Source organism: Amycolatopsis solani (assembly GCF_033441515.1).
GTDB lineage: Bacteria > Actinomycetota > Actinomycetes > Mycobacteriales > Pseudonocardiaceae > Amycolatopsis > Amycolatopsis solani.
In genome coordinates, this window is the sequence record NZ_JAWQJT010000001.1 from 4,250,419 (window position 1) to 4,267,608 (window position 17,190).

A 17,190-nucleotide genomic window follows, 5' to 3' on the forward strand; every position below is an offset into this window, starting at 1 on the left:
ACGCCCGCCACCGCATGTGTTCCTCCGCCAAGTCACCGAGCGAAGGAGCCCGACCCCATGCAGGAGCAGAACCCGGCCGAACGGAAACCGGGCGCCGGCCGCTGGTGGATCGTCGGCGTCGCCGGAGCGTTCGTCGTCGCCGCGCTCGTCGCCACCCTGCTCATCTTCACCGGAAAGGATGAACCCGCGGTCGCGAACGCGCCCGTTCCCGTCGCGAACCAGCCCGCCGGCCGGCAGACCACCCAGGACGCCGGTCGCGATCCCGCGAACCTGAGCCTGCCCGGCGGTGGTGCCGCGAAGCTCGTCCAGGAAGACCTCGACGCGAACGGCGCGCTCAAGATCCCCGAAGGCCTCGGCGAAGCCGCCTGGTGGGGCGCGAAACTCGGCGCCGACCACGGGGTCGCCCTGCTCTCCGGCCACGTCAACTGGAAGGGCAAGAAGGGCCCCTTCATGGAGCTCTGGCAGGTCAAGCAGGGCCAGGAGATCAAGCTGACCGACACCGCGGGCGGCGCCTGGGTCTACCGCGTCGACGCCACCGAGACCGTCCACAAGACCGACCTCGCGGGCCGCTCCGAGCAGCTCTTCGACCCCGACGGCCCGCACAAGCTGCTGCTGGTCACCTGCGGCGGCGAATACGTCGGCGGGACCGAGGGCTACGAGGACAACCGCGTCGTGACGGCGTCGCTGGTGTCGCGGCCGTAGCCTGCGCGATAACCGCTGGGCCCCGGCGGATACCCTGGACGTTCTAGTCCGATAACCGTCCCCGCATGCTTCCGGAGCGTGGAGTGCCCACGAACACCATCGATACCGTAGTCAGCCTGTGCAAGCGCCGTGGTTTCGTCTTCCCCAGCGGGGAGATCTACGGCGGTACCCGCTCGGCGTGGGACTACGGGCCGCTCGGGGTCGAGCTCAAGGACAACATCAAGCGCCAGTGGTGGAAGACGGTCGTCCAGGGCCGGGACGACGTCGTCGGCCTCGACTCCTCGGTGATCCTGCCGCGGCAGGTGTGGGTGGCCTCCGGCCACGTCAACGTCTTCACCGACCCGCTGATCGAGTGCCTTTCCTGCCACAAGCGGTTCCGCGCCGACCAGCTCGCCGAGGAGTACTCGGCGCGCAGCGGCAAGGAGACCACCGAGGACGACCTGTCCGACGTCCCCTGCCCGAACTGCGGCACGCGCGGCAAGTACACCGAACCGCGGGACTTCAACATGATGCTGAAGACCTACCTCGGCCCGGTGGAGTCCGAAGAGGGCCTGGCCTACCTCCGCCCGGAGACCGCGCAGGGCATCTTCGTGAACTTCACCAACGTCCAGCAGACGACGCGGAAGAAGCCGCCGTTCGGCATCGGCCAGATCGGCAAGTCCTTCCGCAACGAGATCACGCCGGGCAACTTCATCTTCCGGACGCGCGAGTTCGAGCAGATGGAGATGGAGTTCTTCGTCGAGCCGGGCGAGGACGAGCGCTGGCACCAGTACTGGATCGACGAGCGCACGAACTGGTACAAGGACCTCGGCATCAAGGCCGAGAACCTGCGCCACTTCGAGCACCCGAAGGAAAAGCTCTCGCACTACGCGAAGCGCACCGTCGACATCGAGTACCGCTTCGCGTTCAACGCGGGCCAGGAGTGGGGCGAGCTCGAGGGCATCGCCAACCGCACCGACTTCGACCTGACCACCCACTCGAACCACTCGGGTCAGGACCTGTCGTTCTTCGACCAGGCATCGGGGCAGCGCTACCGGCCGTTCGTCATCGAGCCGGCGGCGGGTGTCGGCCGGTCGATGATGGCGTTCCTGGTCGACGCCTACCACGAGGAAGAGGTGCCGAACGCCAAGGGCGGCACCGACACCCGCGTGGTGCTCAAGCTCGACCCGCGGCTTTCGCCGTTCAAGGTCGCGGTGCTGCCGCTGTCGCGCAACGCCGACCTGACCCCGAAGGCGAAGGAGGTCGCCGCGACCCTGCGCAAGCACTGGAACGTCGACTTCGACGACGCGCAGGCGATCGGCCGCCGCTACCGCCGCCAGGACGAGATCGGCACGCCGTACTGCGTCACGGTCGACTTCGACTCGCTCGAGGACCAGGCCGTGACCGTGCGCGAGCGCGACTCGATGTCGCAGGAGCGCATCGCGATCGACAAGCTCGAGTCCTACCTGGCGGCCCGCCTCATCGGCTGCTGAACCGCCCCGGAGCCCGGGTACCCCTGACACCTGTCACGGCCAGGTCGTGACGCACGGTCTGGGGTCCCGGGCCCGCCGGGCGGCAGCCTGGGGGCATGCGAGAACCAGACATCCAGGCGGTGGCGGCGGGGGCCGCGATCCACCTCACCGGCCTGCGCAAGCACTACGGCGACGTCCACGCGGTCGACGGCCTCGACCTGACGATCGCCCCGGGCGAGGTGGTCGCCCTGCTCGGCCCGAACGGCGCCGGCAAGTCCACCACCGTCGACATGATCCTCGGCCTGACCAGCCCCGGCGCCGGTGAAGTCCGCGTGTTCGGCCGCAAGCCGATCGACGCCGTCCGCGCCGGGCTGATCGGCGCCATGCTGCAGGGCGGCGCCCTGATGGACGACCTGACCGTCGGCGAGACCGTCGGCATGGTCGCGGCCCTGCACCGCCGCCCGATGCCGGTGGCCGAAGCCCTGCGCGCCGCCGGAGTCGAAGAGCTGGCCGGGCGCCGCGCGAACAAGCTGTCCGGCGGGCAGAAGCAGCGCGTGCGCTTCGCTGTCGCCCTGGTCAGCGACCCCGACCTGCTGATCCTCGACGAGCCGACGGCGGCGATGGACGTCGGGACGCGGCGCGAGTTCTGGCAGTCGATGTACGCGTTCACCGAGTCCGGCCGCACGGTCGTGTTCGCCACGCACTACCTCGAAGAAGCGGAGGAGTTCGCCGACCGCGTGGTGCTGATGCGCCGCGGCCGGATCGTCGCCGACGGCAGCGTCGCCGAGGTCCGCGCGCTGGCCGGCGGCCGCACCGTGCGCGCCGCCGTCCCGGGCGCCACCGAGGCGCTGATCGCCGCGCTGCCCGGCGTCAAGGAGTTCGAGCTGCGCGGCGACCGCGTCGCGATCTCCAGCGCCGACTCCGACGAGACGCTCTGGGCGCTCAAGGCCGCCGTCCCGGCCGTGCACGACGTCGAAATCAGCGCCGTCGGCCTCGAAGGCGCCTTCCTTTCCCTGACCGCCGACGAGACCGCGGAGCCCGTCCGATGAACGCCGCCTACCTGCTCACCGAGATCCGCCGCAACTTCCGGGCGCCGCGCTTCCTGATCTTCGTCGTCGCGTTTCCGGTGCTGATGTTCCTGTTGCAGGCCAACGTCTTCACGAAGGCGGACGCGCCGGACCACGCCGCGGTCGCCGCCGTGATCATGATCAACATGATGACGTTCGGGACGTTCGCCGCCGCGACGAACAGCGGAGCCCGGCTCGCGCTCGAACGCGCTGCCGGCTGGCAGCGCCAATTGCGCCTGACGCCGCTGACCGGCTCTGGTTACCTGGCGGGCAAGGGCGTCTCCGGGATGCTCGTGGGGCTGCCCGCGCTGGTCCTGGTGCCACTGCTGGCCGTGACGGTCGAGGGCGTGCACCTCGACGCCACGGGCTGGGTCCGGATCTTCGCCGGCGTCTGGCTCGGCACGATCCCGCTGGTGCTGCTCGGGCTGCTGCTCGGCCAGTTCGGCACGCCGGACTCGATGCAGCCGATCACCATGATCGTGACGCTGGGCATGGGTTTCCTCGGCGGCCTGTGGATCCCGCTCGAGACGATGCCGGGCTGGATGCACGACGTCGCCCAGCTGATGCCGACGTACTGGGTGCTGCAGGTGGCGCGGCCCGCGGTGACCGGCGACGTGGTGGTGTCCCTGCCGGCCGCGGCCGGCGTGCTCGGAGCGTGGACAGTCGTGCTCGGAGTGCTCGTGATCAGGCGTTACCGTAAGGACAGCGCCCGCGTCTGAGGGCCGGGAGAACGAGGAACGGCGATGGCGAAGCGCAAGTTCGGGCTGGACAGCAAGGAATCCTGGTGGGAGGACCCGCTGCCCGATCCCGAGCGCGGCGGCGGCCCGAAGGGCTGGCGGTGGTCGGTCATGTCGGTGGTGTTCCTGCTGCCGTTCCTCGTGCCCGTCACGCGATCGCTGCTGGCCGAGCCCGGCGTCTCGGCCGGGGCGGTGCTCACCGGCCTGCTGATCTACACGTATTCGCTGTGCTACGCGATCTTCCCGTTCTTCTTCCGCCGGGAACGCCGCGTGAAGCTGGCTTTCGGGATCACGATGAACGTCCTGGGGGTCGCGACGCTGGCGACGACCAGCGCGAGCGCGTTCGTCCTGCTCTACGGCACGGCGGTGCTGGTGTTCCTGGTACCGGCCGCCTGGTCGGTGATCCTGGACGTCGGCGCGCTCGCCGCCGGCGCGGTGGTGATGCTGATCGAAGGCCGGTTCCTGGCCGACTACGGCGACCTCATCACGGTCGGTTCGGTGACGCTGGCGATGTTCTTCATGGCCAACCTCGTCCGCGCCATCCGGCGGCTGGAGCGGGCCAACGAGGAGATCGCCACGCTCGCCGTGGCCAACGAACGCCAGCGCGTCGCCCGCGACCTGCACGACCTGCTCGGGCACAGCCTCACCACGATCACCGTCAAGGCGGGGCTGGCCCGGCGGGTGCTGGAGAGCTCCGGCGACATCCCGCGCACGGTCGAGGAGATCCGCGAGATCGAGAGCCTGACCCGCAGCGCGCTCTCCGACGTCCGCGCGACCGTTTCGGAGTACCGCGAAGTGTCGCTGTCGGCGGAGCTCGCCGGCGCGCGGGCGGCGCTGCGGGCCGCGGAGATCGACGCCGACCTGCCGCACGCCGTCGACAACGTCCGGCCGGAGCTGCAGAACACCTTTGGGTACGTGCTGCGCGAAGCCGTCACGAACGTGCTGCGGCATTCGGGCGCCAAGCAGGTGACGGTGCGGCTCGGCGACACCTGGCTGGAGGTCGAGGACGACGGCCGCGCCACCGTCGTCGTGGCGGGCAACGGCCTGCGCGGGCTGTCCGAGCGGCTCGCCGCGGCGGGGGGCACCTTGCGGACCTCCGTCCGGCCCGGGGGAGGATTGCGGGTGCGGGCGGAAGTCCCGCAGCCCGAACCCCGCGCGGCCGCCCCGGCCGTGCGCGCCGAACCCGCGGGAGGCCTCGCTTGATCCGGGTGCTGCTGGCCGACGACCAGGCCATGGTGCGCGGGGCGCTGGCCACCGTGCTCGGGCTCGAAAGCGACATCGAGGTGGTCGGGCAGGTCGGCTCGGGCAACGAGGTCGTCGCCGCCGCGCGCGAGACGAAACCCGACGTCGCCCTGCTGGACGTGCAGATGCCGGGCAAGGACGGCCTCGAAGCGGCGGCCGACCTGCGGGCCGCGCTCCCGTCGTGCCGGGTGATCATCTGCACGACGTTCGGCAGGCCCGGCTACCTCGCCCGCGCGATGGCGGCGGGCGCGGCCGGGTTCGTCGTCAAGGACGCCCCGCCGGAGCAGCTCGTCGAAGCCGTCCGGCGAGTCCACAGTGGACTCCGGGTGGTGGACCCGGCGCTGGCCGCGGAATCCCTCGCCACCGGGGCCAGCCCGCTCACCGGGCGGGAGCTGGACGTGCTGCGGGAAGCCAAAGACGGCGCCACGGTCGCCGACGTGGCGCGGGCCCTGCACCTGTCGGAGGGCACCGTGCGCAACCACCTGTCCGCCGCGATCGGCAAGACCGGCGCCCGGACCCGGGCCGAAGCCGTCCGCGTCGCCGAGGAGCGCGGCTGGCTCTGAGCGGGCCCCGGGGTTCTGACAAGATGGGGCGGGTGGGTACCGCTGAACGCACCAAACCTTCGCTCGCGAACTGGGCGCGCCGGATCGCCTTCGGCGTCGTGCTCGTGGTGGTCGCGCTGGTCGGCGGTACGGCGTTCCGCGTGTGGCAGGTCGCCCGCGAAAACGACCGGACCCCCGCCGACGTCATCGTGGTGCTGGGCGCGGCGCAGTACAACGGCAGGCCGTCGGACATCTACGCGGCCCGGCTGGTCAAGGCCAAGCAGCTCTACGACGCGGGCGTCGCGAAGACGATCGTCACCGCGGGCGGCAAGAAGGCCGAGGACAACTTCACCGAGGCGCGCGCGGGCCAGCTGTGGCTGACCCGGCACGGCGTCCCGGCGTCGGCCACGCTGGCCGTCGGCGAGGGGAGTGACACGCTGCGGAGCCTGCGCGCGGTCGCCCAGCAGGTGGAAGCACGCGACTGGCACACGGCGGTGCTCGTCAGCGACCCGTGGCACTCCTTCCGCGCCCGGACGATGGCCGACGACCTGGGCCTGGACGCCTGGACGGCGCCGACGCACAGCGGGCCGATCGTGCAGGAGCGCGTCACCCAGTTCCGCTACATCGTCCGCGAGACCGGCGCGCTGCTGTACTACCGGCTGACGAAGACGCCGGCCGACGACCTGTTCGCCACCTTCCTGGGCTGAGTTTTTGTCGGTGGTGCCGCTTAAGCTGGCCGGGTGGGTTACACCGAACACGAGACCGCCCGCCTGCTGCCGGAACCGGCGAAGGTCGCGGCGCTGCCCGGCGCGCGGGCGGACGGGCGCAGCGCGTTCTCGCGCGACCGGGCCCGGGTGCTGCACTCCGCCGCGCTGCGGCGGCTCGCGGGCAAGACCCAGGTGGTCGGGCCGGGGGAGGGCGCCGAGGTCACCGGCGTCCCGCGCACGCGGCTGACGCACTCGCTGGAAGTCGCGCAGATCGGCCGCGGCATCGCCGAGGAGCTGGGCGCGGACCCGGACCTGGTGGACACCGCGGGCCTGGCCCACGACATCGGCCACCCGCCGTTCGGCCACAACGGCGAGCGCGCCCTCGACCAGGTCGCGGCGGCGTGCGGCGGCTTCGAGGGCAATGCGCAGACGATCCGCATCCTCACCCGCCTGGAGCCCAAGCTACTGGGCCCCGACGGCGCCCCGGCGGGCCTCAACCTGACTCGCGCGTGCCTGGACGCGACGACGAAGTACCCGTGGCCGAGAAAGCCGGGCACGGCGAAGTACGGCGTGTACCCGGACGACGCCGCGGTGTTCGCGTGGTTCCGGGAGGGCGCGCCCGAGGAGCGCACGTGCCTGGAGGCCCAGATCATGGATTGGGCGGACGACGTGGCGTACTCGGTCCACGACGTCGAGGACGGCGTACTGGCCGGCCGCATCAAGCTGCGCGTGCTGGCCCACCCGGACGAGCGAGCGGCGGTCGCCGAGGCCGCGGCCAAGCACTTCTCGTCGCAGTCGGTGTCCACCTTGGAGAACGCGGCGACGGAGCTGCTGGCCCTCCCCGCGGTGGCGGCACTGGCGGAGGCGGAACCGGACGGCTCACCGGGAGCCCAGGTCGCCCTGAAGCGCCTGACGAGCGAACTGGTCGGCCGCTTCACGACGGCGGCGGTCACGGGCACCCGCGCGGCCTTCGGCACAAGCCCCCTGAGCCGCTACCAGGCTCGCCTGGCAGTCCCGGAACAGGTGGCAGCGGAGGTGGCCCTGCTGAAGGCACTGGCCCTGCGCTACGTGATGAGCGACCGCCGCCGGCTGGCGATGCAGGAGGGCCAGCGGGAGCTGCTGGCGGAGCTGGTGCACGCGCTGGCCCGCCGGGCGCCGGAGTCGTTGGACCCGCTGTTCGTGCCGGCGTGGAACGCGGCGAAGGACGACGCGGGGTTGCTGAGGGTGGTGATCGACCAGGTCGCTTCGCTGACGGACGCTCAGGCCCACGTGTGGTACTCGTGGCACGTGACCCGCCTGCACCGGTAATCCGGGGCCAGTGGTTCGGTGGCGTCTGCTCGAAGTGGTCGAGCCGCACCGGCGCCTGCTTTCGGCCCGGCTCGACGCAGTCCGCGGGCGCCGGTCGCCCGGGCGGGTGGCTCCGCCTGTCGCGGGACCCGTGACCGGCATTCGGGGGAGCGGCACTAGCACCCTGCTCCGAGTCGATCGGTGGGGGATTTGTCACCGATGGGCGGAGTTCCGCGTGGCCGCCCGGTCGGGTGAGGGGTTCCGGTAGTCTCGCCCGCATGGCCACGGACAGCCACCTCCGGTTCGCCCTCGCCGTTCATCGGGCCCTCGGTGCCGAGGGCGGGAACAGCTGTTTCTCGCCTTATTCGGTGGCCAGTGCGCTCACCCTCGCCGCGCTTGCCGCGCGGGGGCGGACCCGGGAGGAGCTCGTTGCTCTGCTCGGGGAGGTCGGGGAGCAGGCCCGCCTGCTCAATGCGGCCGCTCAGCTCGGCGAAGAACGCGGTGAGCAGCCCGAACTGGCCGTTGCCAATACGTTGTGGGCCGACGATCGGCTGCCGCTCGAGGACTCCTTCAAGGCGGAGCTTGCCGGGTGGCCGGGGGCTGCCGTGGCCGGGGCGCCTTTCGAGAGTGAGCCCGAAGCCGCGCGGGGGATGATCAACGATGATGTCGGGCGGACCACGCGGGGGCTGATCCCGCAGTTGCTGCCGCCCGGGTCGATCGATCGGGACGTCGCCGCCGTGCTGGTCAACGCGCTTTACCTGAAAGCCGCCTGGAAGCTGCCCTTCCGCGAGGCCAACACCTCCGACGCGCCCTTCCACGCGCCCTCCGGCACCCGGGACGTGCCGACCATGTGGCTCAGCGAGAGCGTCGGCTACGCGCACGCCCACGGCTGGCAGGCCGTGCAGCTGGTCGCCGGTGGCGGGCTGCAGGCCGTCGTGCTGCTGCCCGACGGCGAGCTCGCCGAAGCCGAAGCCGCGCTCGACCAAGCAAAACTCACTGCACTGCTCGGCGAGATCCGCTTCAAGCCGGTGGAGCTCTCGCTCCCGAAGGTCTCCCTCGACGTGCCCAGTTCGCTGACCGGCGTGCTGCGCGGCCTCGGCGTGCGCACCATGTTCAGCGACGAAGCCGACCTCTCCGGGCTGTCGCCGGACCCGCGGCTGACCGTCTCCGAGGTGCTGCACCAGGCCGTGCTGCGCGTCGACGAACAAGGCTTCGAGGGCGCCGCGGCGACCGCGCTGACGATGCGGCTCACCTCGATGATCATCGACGAACCGGTCGCCGTCGCGGTGGACCGGCCGTTCCTGCTACTGGTCCGGCACGCCGCCACGGGTGCCCTCTACTTCTTCGCCAGGGTGGTCGAACCGTGAGCTTGAAGTCCGAAGCCGTCCCCGAGCTCGTCCCGCCCGCCCCCGAAGCACCCGCCGGCCCGAGGCGCTGGGCGTGGCAGGACACCGCCATCGGCGGCGGCTTCCTCCTCTTCACGATCCTGCTCTACAACGGCCTCTGGTTCGACCTGAAGCGCGGCTACCTCTGGAACGGCGCGTCCGACCAGAGCCAGTGGGAGTGGTACTCCACGGTCGTCGCGAAGTCCGTGCTGCACTTCCAGAACCCGTTCACCACGGACCTGCAGAACTACCCGCTCGGCGTGAACATGGCGGCGAACGCGGCGATGTTCGGGCTGAACATCCCGCTCGCGCCCATCACGCTGACCTTCGGTGCGACGCTCACCTGGGCCATCGTGCTGACCGCGGGCCTCGCCGGCACCGCGTTCGGCTGGTACTGGGTGTTTTCGCGTCACCTCGTGCCGAACCGGACCGCCGCCGCGATCGGGGGTGCCTTCTGCGGCTTCGCCCCGCCGATGATCTCGCACGGCAACGCGCACCCGAACTTCGTCGTGCTGTTCGTGATGCCGTTCATCGCCCTCAAGACCATCCAGATCGCGCACGGCGAACGCCCGGTGCGCAACGGCATCGTGCTCGGCGTCCTCGTCGCGTGGCAGATCCTGCTCGGTGAGGAACCGCTGGCGATCTTCGCGCTCACCTTCCTCGTCTTCGCGATCTCCTACCTCATCCCGCGCCGCGCGGAGTTGCGCGGCATGCTAGCGCCGCTGGGCAAGGGCGTCGGCATCGGCGCCGTGGTCGCGCTGCTGATCGCCGGCTTCCCGTTGTACTGGCAGTTCTTCGGCCCCTACAGCTTCCACTCCCTCCTGCACGGTTCGGCGGGCAACGACACCGCGGCCCTCACGCGCTTCGCGACGCAGTCGATCGCCGGCACCCCGGAAGCCGCCGCGGACGTCTCGATGAACCGCACCGAAGAGAACGCGTTCTTCGGCTGGCCGCTCATCGTGCTCATGGTCGTGCTCACTATCTGGCTGTGGCGCGACGTCGTTTCGCGAGCGCTCGCGATCACGATGTACGTGATGGCCTTCCTTTCGCTGGGTGTCGAAATCACGGTGGCGCACCAGGACACCGGCGTCCCGGGGCTGTGGAAGTGGCTGGGGCAGCTGCCGCTGCTGGACTCGCTGATCGAGTCCCGGCTCGCGATGGGCTGCATCCCCGTGGTCGGCGCGCTGCTGGCGATCGCGACGCACCGCGTCTGGACGGCGGCGGCCGAACTGCCGCAGCCGCTCGAAGACAAACCTCGCTTCCCGTTGAAGATGCTGTGGGTCGGCGCCGTCGTCGCCGTGCTGCTGCCGATCGCGCCGACGGAGCTGGTGGCGAAGGAGCGCCCGCTGTCGCCGCCGTTCTTCGCCGACGGCATCTGGCGCCAGTACATCGCGCCCGGCGGTTCGCTCGTGCCCGTTCCGCTGCCGAGCACCGGTGAAGCCGAACCGCTGCACTGGCAGGTCGACGCCGGACTCGGGTACCCGATGCCGGAGGGCTACTTCGTCGGCCCGACCTCGCCGGACGACCGGCGCGGCCGGTACGGGGCCGTCCCGCGGCCGACGTCGGACCTGTTCGCGGAGGTCGAACGCACCGGTCAGGCCGCGGAAGTCACCGAAGCGGACCGCACCCAGGCACTGGACGACCTGCGCTACTGGAAGGCGGACGTGCTCGTGGTCGGCCCGCGGCAGCACCAGGAAGCCCTCAAGTCCACAGTGGAACTGCTGCTGCGCAAGCCGGCCGAGTTCGTCGGCGGGGTGTGGATCTGGGACGTGCGTCCGCTGACGCCGTGAGAAACCAGTACGTATCGAGCCATGATCGGAACCTAGCGGAGGGGTCCGACAATTTCGGTAGAGTCGGCTCCCGTGACTTCTGTGGACGACCAGGGACGGCCCGAACCGCCCTACGACGGTGACGAAGCCGCGACCCTCCTCGGCTTCCTCGACTTCCACCGCGCGACCTTGGCGTGGAAGTGCGCGGGCCTGGACGAGGCGGGCCTGCGCGCGAGGGTGGCGCCGTCCACGATGACCCTCGGCGGGCTGCTCAAGCACCTGGCCTACGTGGAGGACAACTGGTTCTCCTACGTCTGGTCCGGCCACGACCGGATGCCGCCGTTCGACGCGGTCGACTGGGCCGCAACCCCGGACTGGGACTGGGATTCCGCCGCGGACGACACCCCGGAGCAGCTCCACGGACTCTGGCAGGACGCGGTGGACCGGTCGCGCGAGGCCGTGACGCAAGCGCTGGCGGACGGCGGCCTGGCGCGGCGGGCCCGGCGTTCGCTGCGGGACGGCAACACGCCCACCTTGCGCTGGATCCTGGTCCATCTGGTCGAGGAATACAGCCGCCACAACGGCCACGCCGACTTCCTTCGCGAGTCGATCGACGGCAGCACCGGGGAGTAGCTCAGCGGTTCTTGGCGAGGGAGTCCGAGTCGATGCACAGCTCGCCGTCGCGCAGAGCGAGCCCGAGGACGTGCGTTTCGGTGCTGTCCGGACGGCCGTCGCGGTGGTGCAGCCGGATCCGCGCGGTCACCGTGCTGCCCGCGACCGCGGGCGTCCCGACGACCTCGGCCCCGCTGAACCCGCTCCAGAACTTGTCGTAGCTGTCCCGCGTCCGCAGCCGCAGGTTCGGCCCGATCAGCTCCCAGCCGGCGGCGGTGTCGGGCATCAGCCCGTAGTAGTGGACGACGAATCCGGCGAGGTCGCCCGGGTCCGGCCGGTTCGCACTGGCCGTGGTGACCGCGACGGGCACGGTCGTCGCCACGGCCGGCGTGGTCGTGCGGACCGGGACCGGAACCGGTGCGGCCAGCGGTGCCGACGTCGGCGTCACGGCCGGGGTTCGCGCCAGCAGGGCCGGCAGCGCGAACAGCGTGCCCACCCCGCCGAGCAGGAGGACCGTGACGGCGATGAGCGCGACCAGCAGCCCGGTCCGGCGCCGCGGCGGGGCCTCCGGCTCGACCCTGGTGAACGCCCGGGTCACGGCCGGCGGGGGAGGCGTACCGAGAGCGGCCTTCGCGCCGGCCGCGAGCGCCGCGGCGGTCGGGTACCGGTCGTCCGGGCTCTTCGCCATGCCCCGGGCCACGACGCCGTCGAGTGCCGTGGGGACGCCCGCGCGCAGCAGGCTCGGCCGCGGTGGCGCCTGGTTGAGGTGGGCGTGCAGGAGGGACGCGGCCGTCGTCGCGGCGAACGGCTTGGTGGCGGTCAGGCACTGGTGCAGCACGCACGCCAGCGCGTAGACGTCGACGCGCAGGTCGGGCCGGGCGCCGGTGAACCGCTCGGGCGCCATGTAGTCGAGCGTCCCGATCGCCGCGCCCGCGCCGGTCAGCCCGGACGTCGCCTCCTGCGACCGCGCGATCCCGAAGTCCACCAGGTAGGCGAAGCCGGTACCGGTCAGCAGGATGTTCGACGGCTTGACGTCCCGGTGGACCAGCCCTTCGGCGTGCGCGGCGGTGAGGGCCTGGGCGATCTGGCCGACGACGTCGACGGCTTCGGCCGCGTCCATCGGCCCGCGCGTGCTCAGCCGCGTCGCGAGGTCTTCGCCTTCGACGAGCTGCATGTCCAGGTACAGGCGGCCGTCGATTTCCCCGAACGAGTGAATCGGCACGACGTGCGGCTCGCGCAGCCGGGCCGCCGCGTGCGCTTCGCGGCGGAAGCGTTCGCGGAACTCCTCGTCGGCGGCGAGGTGGGGCGGCAGCACCTTCAGCGCCACGACCCGGTCGAGCCGGGTGTCGCGGGCGCGCAGGACTTCGCCCATGCCGCCGCGCGCGATCGGCCGTTCGATGCGGTACGGCCCGAATTCCGGGTTCACGTGGCTCCTTCGGCGGAGGAATACCCCCCGAAGTCGCGGCGCGACCGGCACCGCGTTACACCTCGGTCGCCGTCAGCCCAGGACTTCGCCCGCCAGCCGGCTCAGGTAGCCCGCGAACCGCTCGCGGTCCTCGGCCGGCCACTGCCCGACCAGCGCTTCGAAAGCTTGCCGCTGGTGGGCCTGCGAAGCCGCGAGGAATTCGCGCGCGGAATCGGTGAGCGTCAGCACCGCGCGGCGGGCGTCGCGGGTCGACGTCGAGCGCGTCACGAAGCCGTCGCGGGCCGCTTCGGTCGTCATCCGGCTGGCCACCGAGCGGTCGATGCCCAGCTGGCGGGCCACGTCCGCGACGGTGACCTCGTCGCCCGCCGCGCCGTCGATCGCCTGGATGACGAACAGGTTCGGCACCGTCCACGTCGGCGGTGCGTCGGCGGCGAAGCGCTCGACGACGTCCGGGGCCCACTGGCGGGCCCAGTGGCGGACCAGGCGGAAGAGAGCGGGGCCGCCGTCGCTTGATGTGTGCACAAGGCACGCTATAACGTGTGCTTTATGCACGCATCTCGGAACCTCGCGTTCGCCGGGCTCCTGCTCGGCATGGCCATGGCCCAGCTCGACGGCCTGATCGTCACGGCAGCGCTGCCTTCCATTGGCGCTGACTTGCACGCCCGCACCGGCCTGGTCGCGGTGACCGCCGCCGGCCTGCTGACCCTGACCGTCGCGACCCCGCTGCACGGCAGGCTCGGCGACCTCTACGGCCGGCGCACGTCCTTCGCCGCGTCGGTCCTCGTGTTCGCCGCCGCCTCCGCGTGGTGCGCCGCCGCGCCCGACGTCGGTTCGCTGATCGCCGCCCGTGCGCTGCAAGGGCTGGGCGGGAGCGGCCTGGTCGTCACGGCGATGAGCGCGCTCGGCGAGCTGTTCGACCGCGACGAGCTGCTGCGCCGTCAAGGCTGGCAGACCGCCGTCTTCGCGGCCGCGACCCTCGGCGGCCCTCCGCTGGGCGGGCTGCTCGCGGCCGGTCCCGGCTGGCGGTGGATCTTCCTGGTCAACCTGCCGCTGTGCGTGCCCGCCCTGCTGCTCGGGCTGCGGGGACTGCCCGCGAAACCCCGTGGCGCCAAGGAGAAGTTCGACGTGCCCGGCAGTGCGCTGCTGGCCGCCGCGGGGGCCGCGGTGGTCGCGCTCGGCACGTTCGAGAACCTCGCGCGCAGTCCACTGTGGACGCCGCTGCTGGTCGTGGCCGCCCTCGCCGCCGGGTTCCTGTTCGTCCGGCGGCAGCGCCGCACGCCGAGCCCGCTGATCTCGCCGAAGGTCTTCGCCGACGCCGTCCTCAAGCGCGCGGTGGTGGTCAACGGCCTGGCCGGCGCCGCGCTCTACGGCACCTTCACCTACGTCGCGCTGGCCGCCGCGCTCGGGTCCGGCGCGGCCGGCACCGGGCTGCTGCTCGTCGCGATGACCGCCGGGCAGCTCGCGCTCTCCGCGTCGTTCGCCGCCTTGGCGCGCCGGCGCCCGGAGATGACGGCGTGGGGCCGCTTCGGCTGCCTGCTCGGCACGGCGGGGCTCGCCGCGATCGCCGCCGCGGCCGCGTTCGACGGCGAACCGTGGCTCCTCGTCCCGGGGCTGTTCGCGATCGGCGCCGCCTTCGCGGTCTGCACGTCCGCCTCCACCGTGCTGGGCCAGACACGCGCGGATCGCACTCTGCTGGGCGTCACGCTGGGGTCGCTGACCTTCGCCCGGCAGGCGGGCGGCCTGGCCGGCGCCGCGGTGTTCGGCTGGCTGGCGCTGGTCACGACCGGCGGGCTGGCCGCGCCGGGCCTGACCGTCGTGTTCGCGGGCGCGGCCGCGGTCATGCTGGTGGCCTGGCTCACCTCGCCCGCCGTCACGTCTTCGGAAGCCGTCTCGTCCCCCTCGTGACCGAGACGAAGGAGAACGGACATGCCGCGCATCACCGCGAAGAAGAGCACCGAGGCCGGACCGGTCCTCAAGCTGGTCTACCGGATGGCCGGCCGCCGCTACGGCGCCGTGCCGGAGCCGATGGCCGTCGTCGCGCACCACCCCGGCCTGCTGCGCGCGAACCTGGCGCACGAACTGCTGGTCGAGCGCGCCTCCAAACGGCTGCCGGTGAACGTCCGCGAGCTCGCCGTCTACCGGGTCGCGACCCGGATCGGCTGCTCGTGGTGCGTCGACTTCGGCACCATGCTGCAGAAGCACGACGGCCTCGACATCGAACGGCTGAAGAAGATCGACGACTACGCGACCTCACCCGCGTTCAGCCACCAGGAACGGCTCGCGCTCGCCTACGCCGACGCGATGTCCGCGGCGCAGGTCACGGTCACCGACGAACAGGTCGCCGAACTCGAGCGCGAGTTCGGCCGCGAAGGCGTTATCGAGCTGACCTACCAGATCGCGCTGGAGAATTCGCGCGCCCGGATGAACAGCGCGCTCGGCATCGTCGACCAGGGTTTCACCTCCGGTGACGCCTGCCGGGTCCCGCTGCCGTAGGACCCCGGGAATCGGACTCCGGTGGGACGCGCCACCGGGGTCCCCCGCGGGAGCGTTCCCGCATGCACCTCATTGCCGCCGAGCGGATCAAGTTCTTCAGCATCAGCACCCCCGTCGTGTGCGGGACGGTCGCGGTCACCGGGCTCGTCGTCCCGGCCGGGCTGGTGGCCGCCAACGCCTCCGAGTCGCGGCTGCCGCCGACCGTCGCGAGCACCCAGTTCGGCTTCCTGTTCGGCCTGGTCGCCGTCCTGGTCATGGGCGCGTTGTCGGTGACCAGCGAGTACCAGACCGGGACGATCCACGGCTCCTTCCAGGCCGTGCCGTCCCGGACCCCGGTGCTGCTGGCCAAGGCCGCGCTCGCCGGCGGGTACGCGTTCGCCCTCGGCGAGGCCGCCGCGTTCGGGGCCTGGCTGGTGGCGCGGCTGGTCGCGCCGGACGCGGACCTGGCGCTCGACAGCGCCGCCGACTGGACGATCGTCGCGGGCACCGGGGTCGTGTTCGCGCTGGGCGTGGTGTGCGCGGTCGGCGTCGGGCTCCTGGTCCGCCACACCGCGGGTGCGGTGGCGCTGCTGCTCGTGTACCCGTTGCTGGTCGAGAACCTCGTCGAGGTGATCCCCGGTGCCGGCCCGGCGATCCACCGCTGGCTGCCGCTCAACGTCGTCACGAAGTTCCTCAGCGGCACCGGTGGCGCCAGCGGCGGGCGCGACGGCGGCAACGCGGCCGCGCTGTCCGACTCGCCGCTCGCCCCGGGCTGGGCGCTGGCCTACTTCGCGGCGTTCGTGGTGGCGGTGCTGGCCGCCGGGATCACGACGGCGAAGCGGCGGGACGCGTGATGCGGGCCAGCTTGTCCGGGTTGACCACGTCGTAGATCGCCACGATCTTGCCGTCGCGGACCGTCATCGCCTGCACGTGCTCGTCGAGGGCGAAGAAGCCGTCCTGGCCCGGCTGCGGCGCGAGGTACACCCCCAGATCGCCGTTGACGAGCACCGGCGTGCCACGGGTGAGCGCACCGGGCGGGTACTTGCTCGTGAGGCCCACGAAGAACCGGACGATCTTGTCCGCGCCGACGATGAGCTGGCGCGTGGTCCGGCCCTTTCCGTTCGAGTCGCCGACGAGCACGACGTCCGGGGCCAGCAGCTCGGTCATCGCCCGGATGTCCCCGGCCTGCAGGGCGACGACGAACTTTTCGAGGATCTTCGCCTGGTCGTCCAGCGGGACGCGCGGCGCCGGGTCGGCGTCGGCGAGGGCCTTGCGGCCGCGGGAGGCGTGCTGGCGCGCGGCCTCGACCGAGACGCCGAGCGCGTCGGCGATCTCGGCGAACGGCACCGAGAAGGCGTCGTGCAGCACGAAGGCGACGCGCTGCTCCGGGGTCAGCTTGTCGAGCACGACCAGTGCGGCCATCCGCAGCCCGTCGTCGCGGACCGCGACGTCGAGCGGGTCCTCGCTCACCGGCCGCCCGAACGGCGTGACGACCGGTTCCGGGAGCCAGTTGCCGACGTACTTCTCCCGCTGCGCGGCGGCCGACTTCAGCCGGTCGAGGCAGATCCGGCCGACGACGGTGGTCAGCCAGCCCCGCAGCTCGCGGATGGCCGCGCGGCCGGCGTCGTCGAGCCCGGCCAGCCGCAGCCAGGACTCCTGGACCGCGTCCTCGGCGTCGGCGCGCGTGCCGGTCAGCCGGTAGGCCACCCCGATGAGGTGACTGCGGTGCTCGGCGAATTCGGCGGCGAGGGCGTCCTGGGCGGTGGGCGTGGCGGCCATGCCCCGAGTGTG

The 17,190-nt window shown here is 72.0% G+C and carries 17 protein-coding genes; 14 read left to right on the forward strand and 3 right to left on the reverse strand.

Annotated elements, in window-relative coordinates:
• Window positions 1-57: 57 nt before the first annotated feature.
• From SD460_RS19690 to SD460_RS19740, 11 genes are all read left to right on the forward strand, one after another.
• Complete coding sequence (locus SD460_RS19690) at window positions 58-702, forward strand: class F sortase (RefSeq protein ID WP_290059276.1); 645 nt, start codon at window positions 58-60, stop codon at window positions 700-702.
• Between the two features lie 83 nt (window positions 703-785).
• On the forward strand, window positions 786-2,174 hold the full coding sequence (locus tag SD460_RS19695) for a glycine--tRNA ligase (protein WP_290059275.1): 1,389 nt from the start codon (window positions 786-788) through the stop codon (window positions 2,172-2,174).
• Window positions 2,175-2,269: 95 nt separating this feature from the next.
• A complete protein-coding gene (locus SD460_RS19700) occupies window positions 2,270-3,202 on the forward strand; it encodes an ABC transporter ATP-binding protein (RefSeq protein WP_290059274.1) in 933 nt (310 codons plus the stop codon).
• On the forward strand, window positions 3,199-3,939 hold the full coding sequence (locus tag SD460_RS19705) for an ABC transporter permease (RefSeq protein WP_290059273.1): 741 nt from the start codon (window positions 3,199-3,201) through the stop codon (window positions 3,937-3,939). The genes SD460_RS19700 and SD460_RS19705 overlap by 4 nt, the downstream gene beginning before the upstream one ends.
• A 24-nt stretch (window positions 3,940-3,963) precedes the next feature.
• On the forward strand, window positions 3,964-5,160 hold the full coding sequence (locus SD460_RS19710; protein ID WP_290059272.1) for a sensor histidine kinase: 1,197 nt from the start codon (window positions 3,964-3,966) through the stop codon (window positions 5,158-5,160).
• Complete coding sequence (locus SD460_RS19715) at window positions 5,157-5,762, forward strand: response regulator transcription factor (protein ID WP_290059270.1); 606 nt, start codon at window positions 5,157-5,159, stop codon at window positions 5,760-5,762. Before SD460_RS19710 ends, SD460_RS19715 begins: the two co-directional genes overlap by 4 nt.
• 32 nt (window positions 5,763-5,794) lie before the next feature.
• Window positions 5,795-6,448: a YdcF family protein gene (locus tag SD460_RS19720; RefSeq protein WP_290059268.1), complete on the forward strand. Its 654-nt coding sequence runs from the start codon at window positions 5,795-5,797 to the stop codon at window positions 6,446-6,448.
• Between the two features lie 33 nt (window positions 6,449-6,481).
• Window positions 6,482-7,756 carry a deoxyguanosinetriphosphate triphosphohydrolase gene (locus SD460_RS19725; protein WP_318306484.1) on the forward strand — a complete coding sequence of 425 codons (1,275 nt, stop codon included), beginning with the start codon at window positions 6,482-6,484 and terminating at the stop codon, window positions 7,754-7,756.
• Between the two features lie 257 nt (window positions 7,757-8,013).
• Window positions 8,014-9,102, forward strand: a complete 1,089-nt coding sequence (locus SD460_RS19730) for a serpin family protein (RefSeq protein WP_290059266.1) — start codon at window positions 8,014-8,016, stop codon at window positions 9,100-9,102.
• On the forward strand, window positions 9,099-10,910 hold the full coding sequence (locus SD460_RS19735) for a glycosyl transferase (RefSeq protein WP_318306485.1): 1,812 nt from the start codon (window positions 9,099-9,101) through the stop codon (window positions 10,908-10,910). The genes SD460_RS19730 and SD460_RS19735 overlap by 4 nt, the downstream gene beginning before the upstream one ends.
• A gap of 72 nt (window positions 10,911-10,982) precedes the next feature.
• Entirely contained in the window at window positions 10,983-11,522 is a 540-nt protein-coding gene (locus SD460_RS19740; RefSeq protein ID WP_290059264.1) for a DinB family protein, read from the forward strand.
• Between the two features lies 1 nt (window position 11,523).
• Here the strand turns inward: SD460_RS19740 and SD460_RS19745 are convergent, their stop codons facing one another.
• Complete coding sequence (locus SD460_RS19745; protein ID WP_318306486.1) at window positions 11,524-12,927, reverse strand: serine/threonine-protein kinase; 1,404 nt, start codon at window positions 12,925-12,927, stop codon at window positions 11,524-11,526.
• Window positions 12,928-12,999: 72 nt separating this feature from the next.
• Complete coding sequence (locus tag SD460_RS19750; protein WP_290059262.1) at window positions 13,000-13,449, reverse strand: MarR family winged helix-turn-helix transcriptional regulator; 450 nt, start codon at window positions 13,447-13,449, stop codon at window positions 13,000-13,002.
• Between the two features lie 24 nt (window positions 13,450-13,473).
• Between SD460_RS19750 and SD460_RS19755 the strand changes: the two genes are divergently transcribed.
• From SD460_RS19755 to SD460_RS19765, 3 genes are all read left to right on the forward strand, one after another.
• The gene (locus tag SD460_RS19755) at window positions 13,474-14,832 is read left to right on the forward strand and encodes an MFS transporter (protein ID WP_318306487.1); all 1,359 of its coding nucleotides are present in this window, start codon (window positions 13,474-13,476) and stop codon (window positions 14,830-14,832) included.
• A gap of 21 nt (window positions 14,833-14,853) precedes the next feature.
• A complete protein-coding gene (locus SD460_RS19760; RefSeq protein WP_290059260.1) occupies window positions 14,854-15,420 on the forward strand; it encodes a carboxymuconolactone decarboxylase family protein in 567 nt (188 codons plus the stop codon).
• A 62-nt stretch (window positions 15,421-15,482) separates the two neighbouring features.
• A complete protein-coding gene (locus SD460_RS19765; RefSeq protein ID WP_318306488.1) occupies window positions 15,483-16,253 on the forward strand; it encodes a hypothetical protein in 771 nt (256 codons plus the stop codon).
• Here the strand turns inward: SD460_RS19765 and SD460_RS19770 are convergent.
• Complete coding sequence (locus SD460_RS19770) at window positions 16,225-17,178, reverse strand: sigma-70 family RNA polymerase sigma factor (protein WP_290059258.1); 954 nt, start codon at window positions 17,176-17,178, stop codon at window positions 16,225-16,227. The two genes, SD460_RS19765 and SD460_RS19770, sit on opposite strands and share 29 nt — an antisense overlap.
• Window positions 17,179-17,190: the final 12 nt, after the last annotated feature.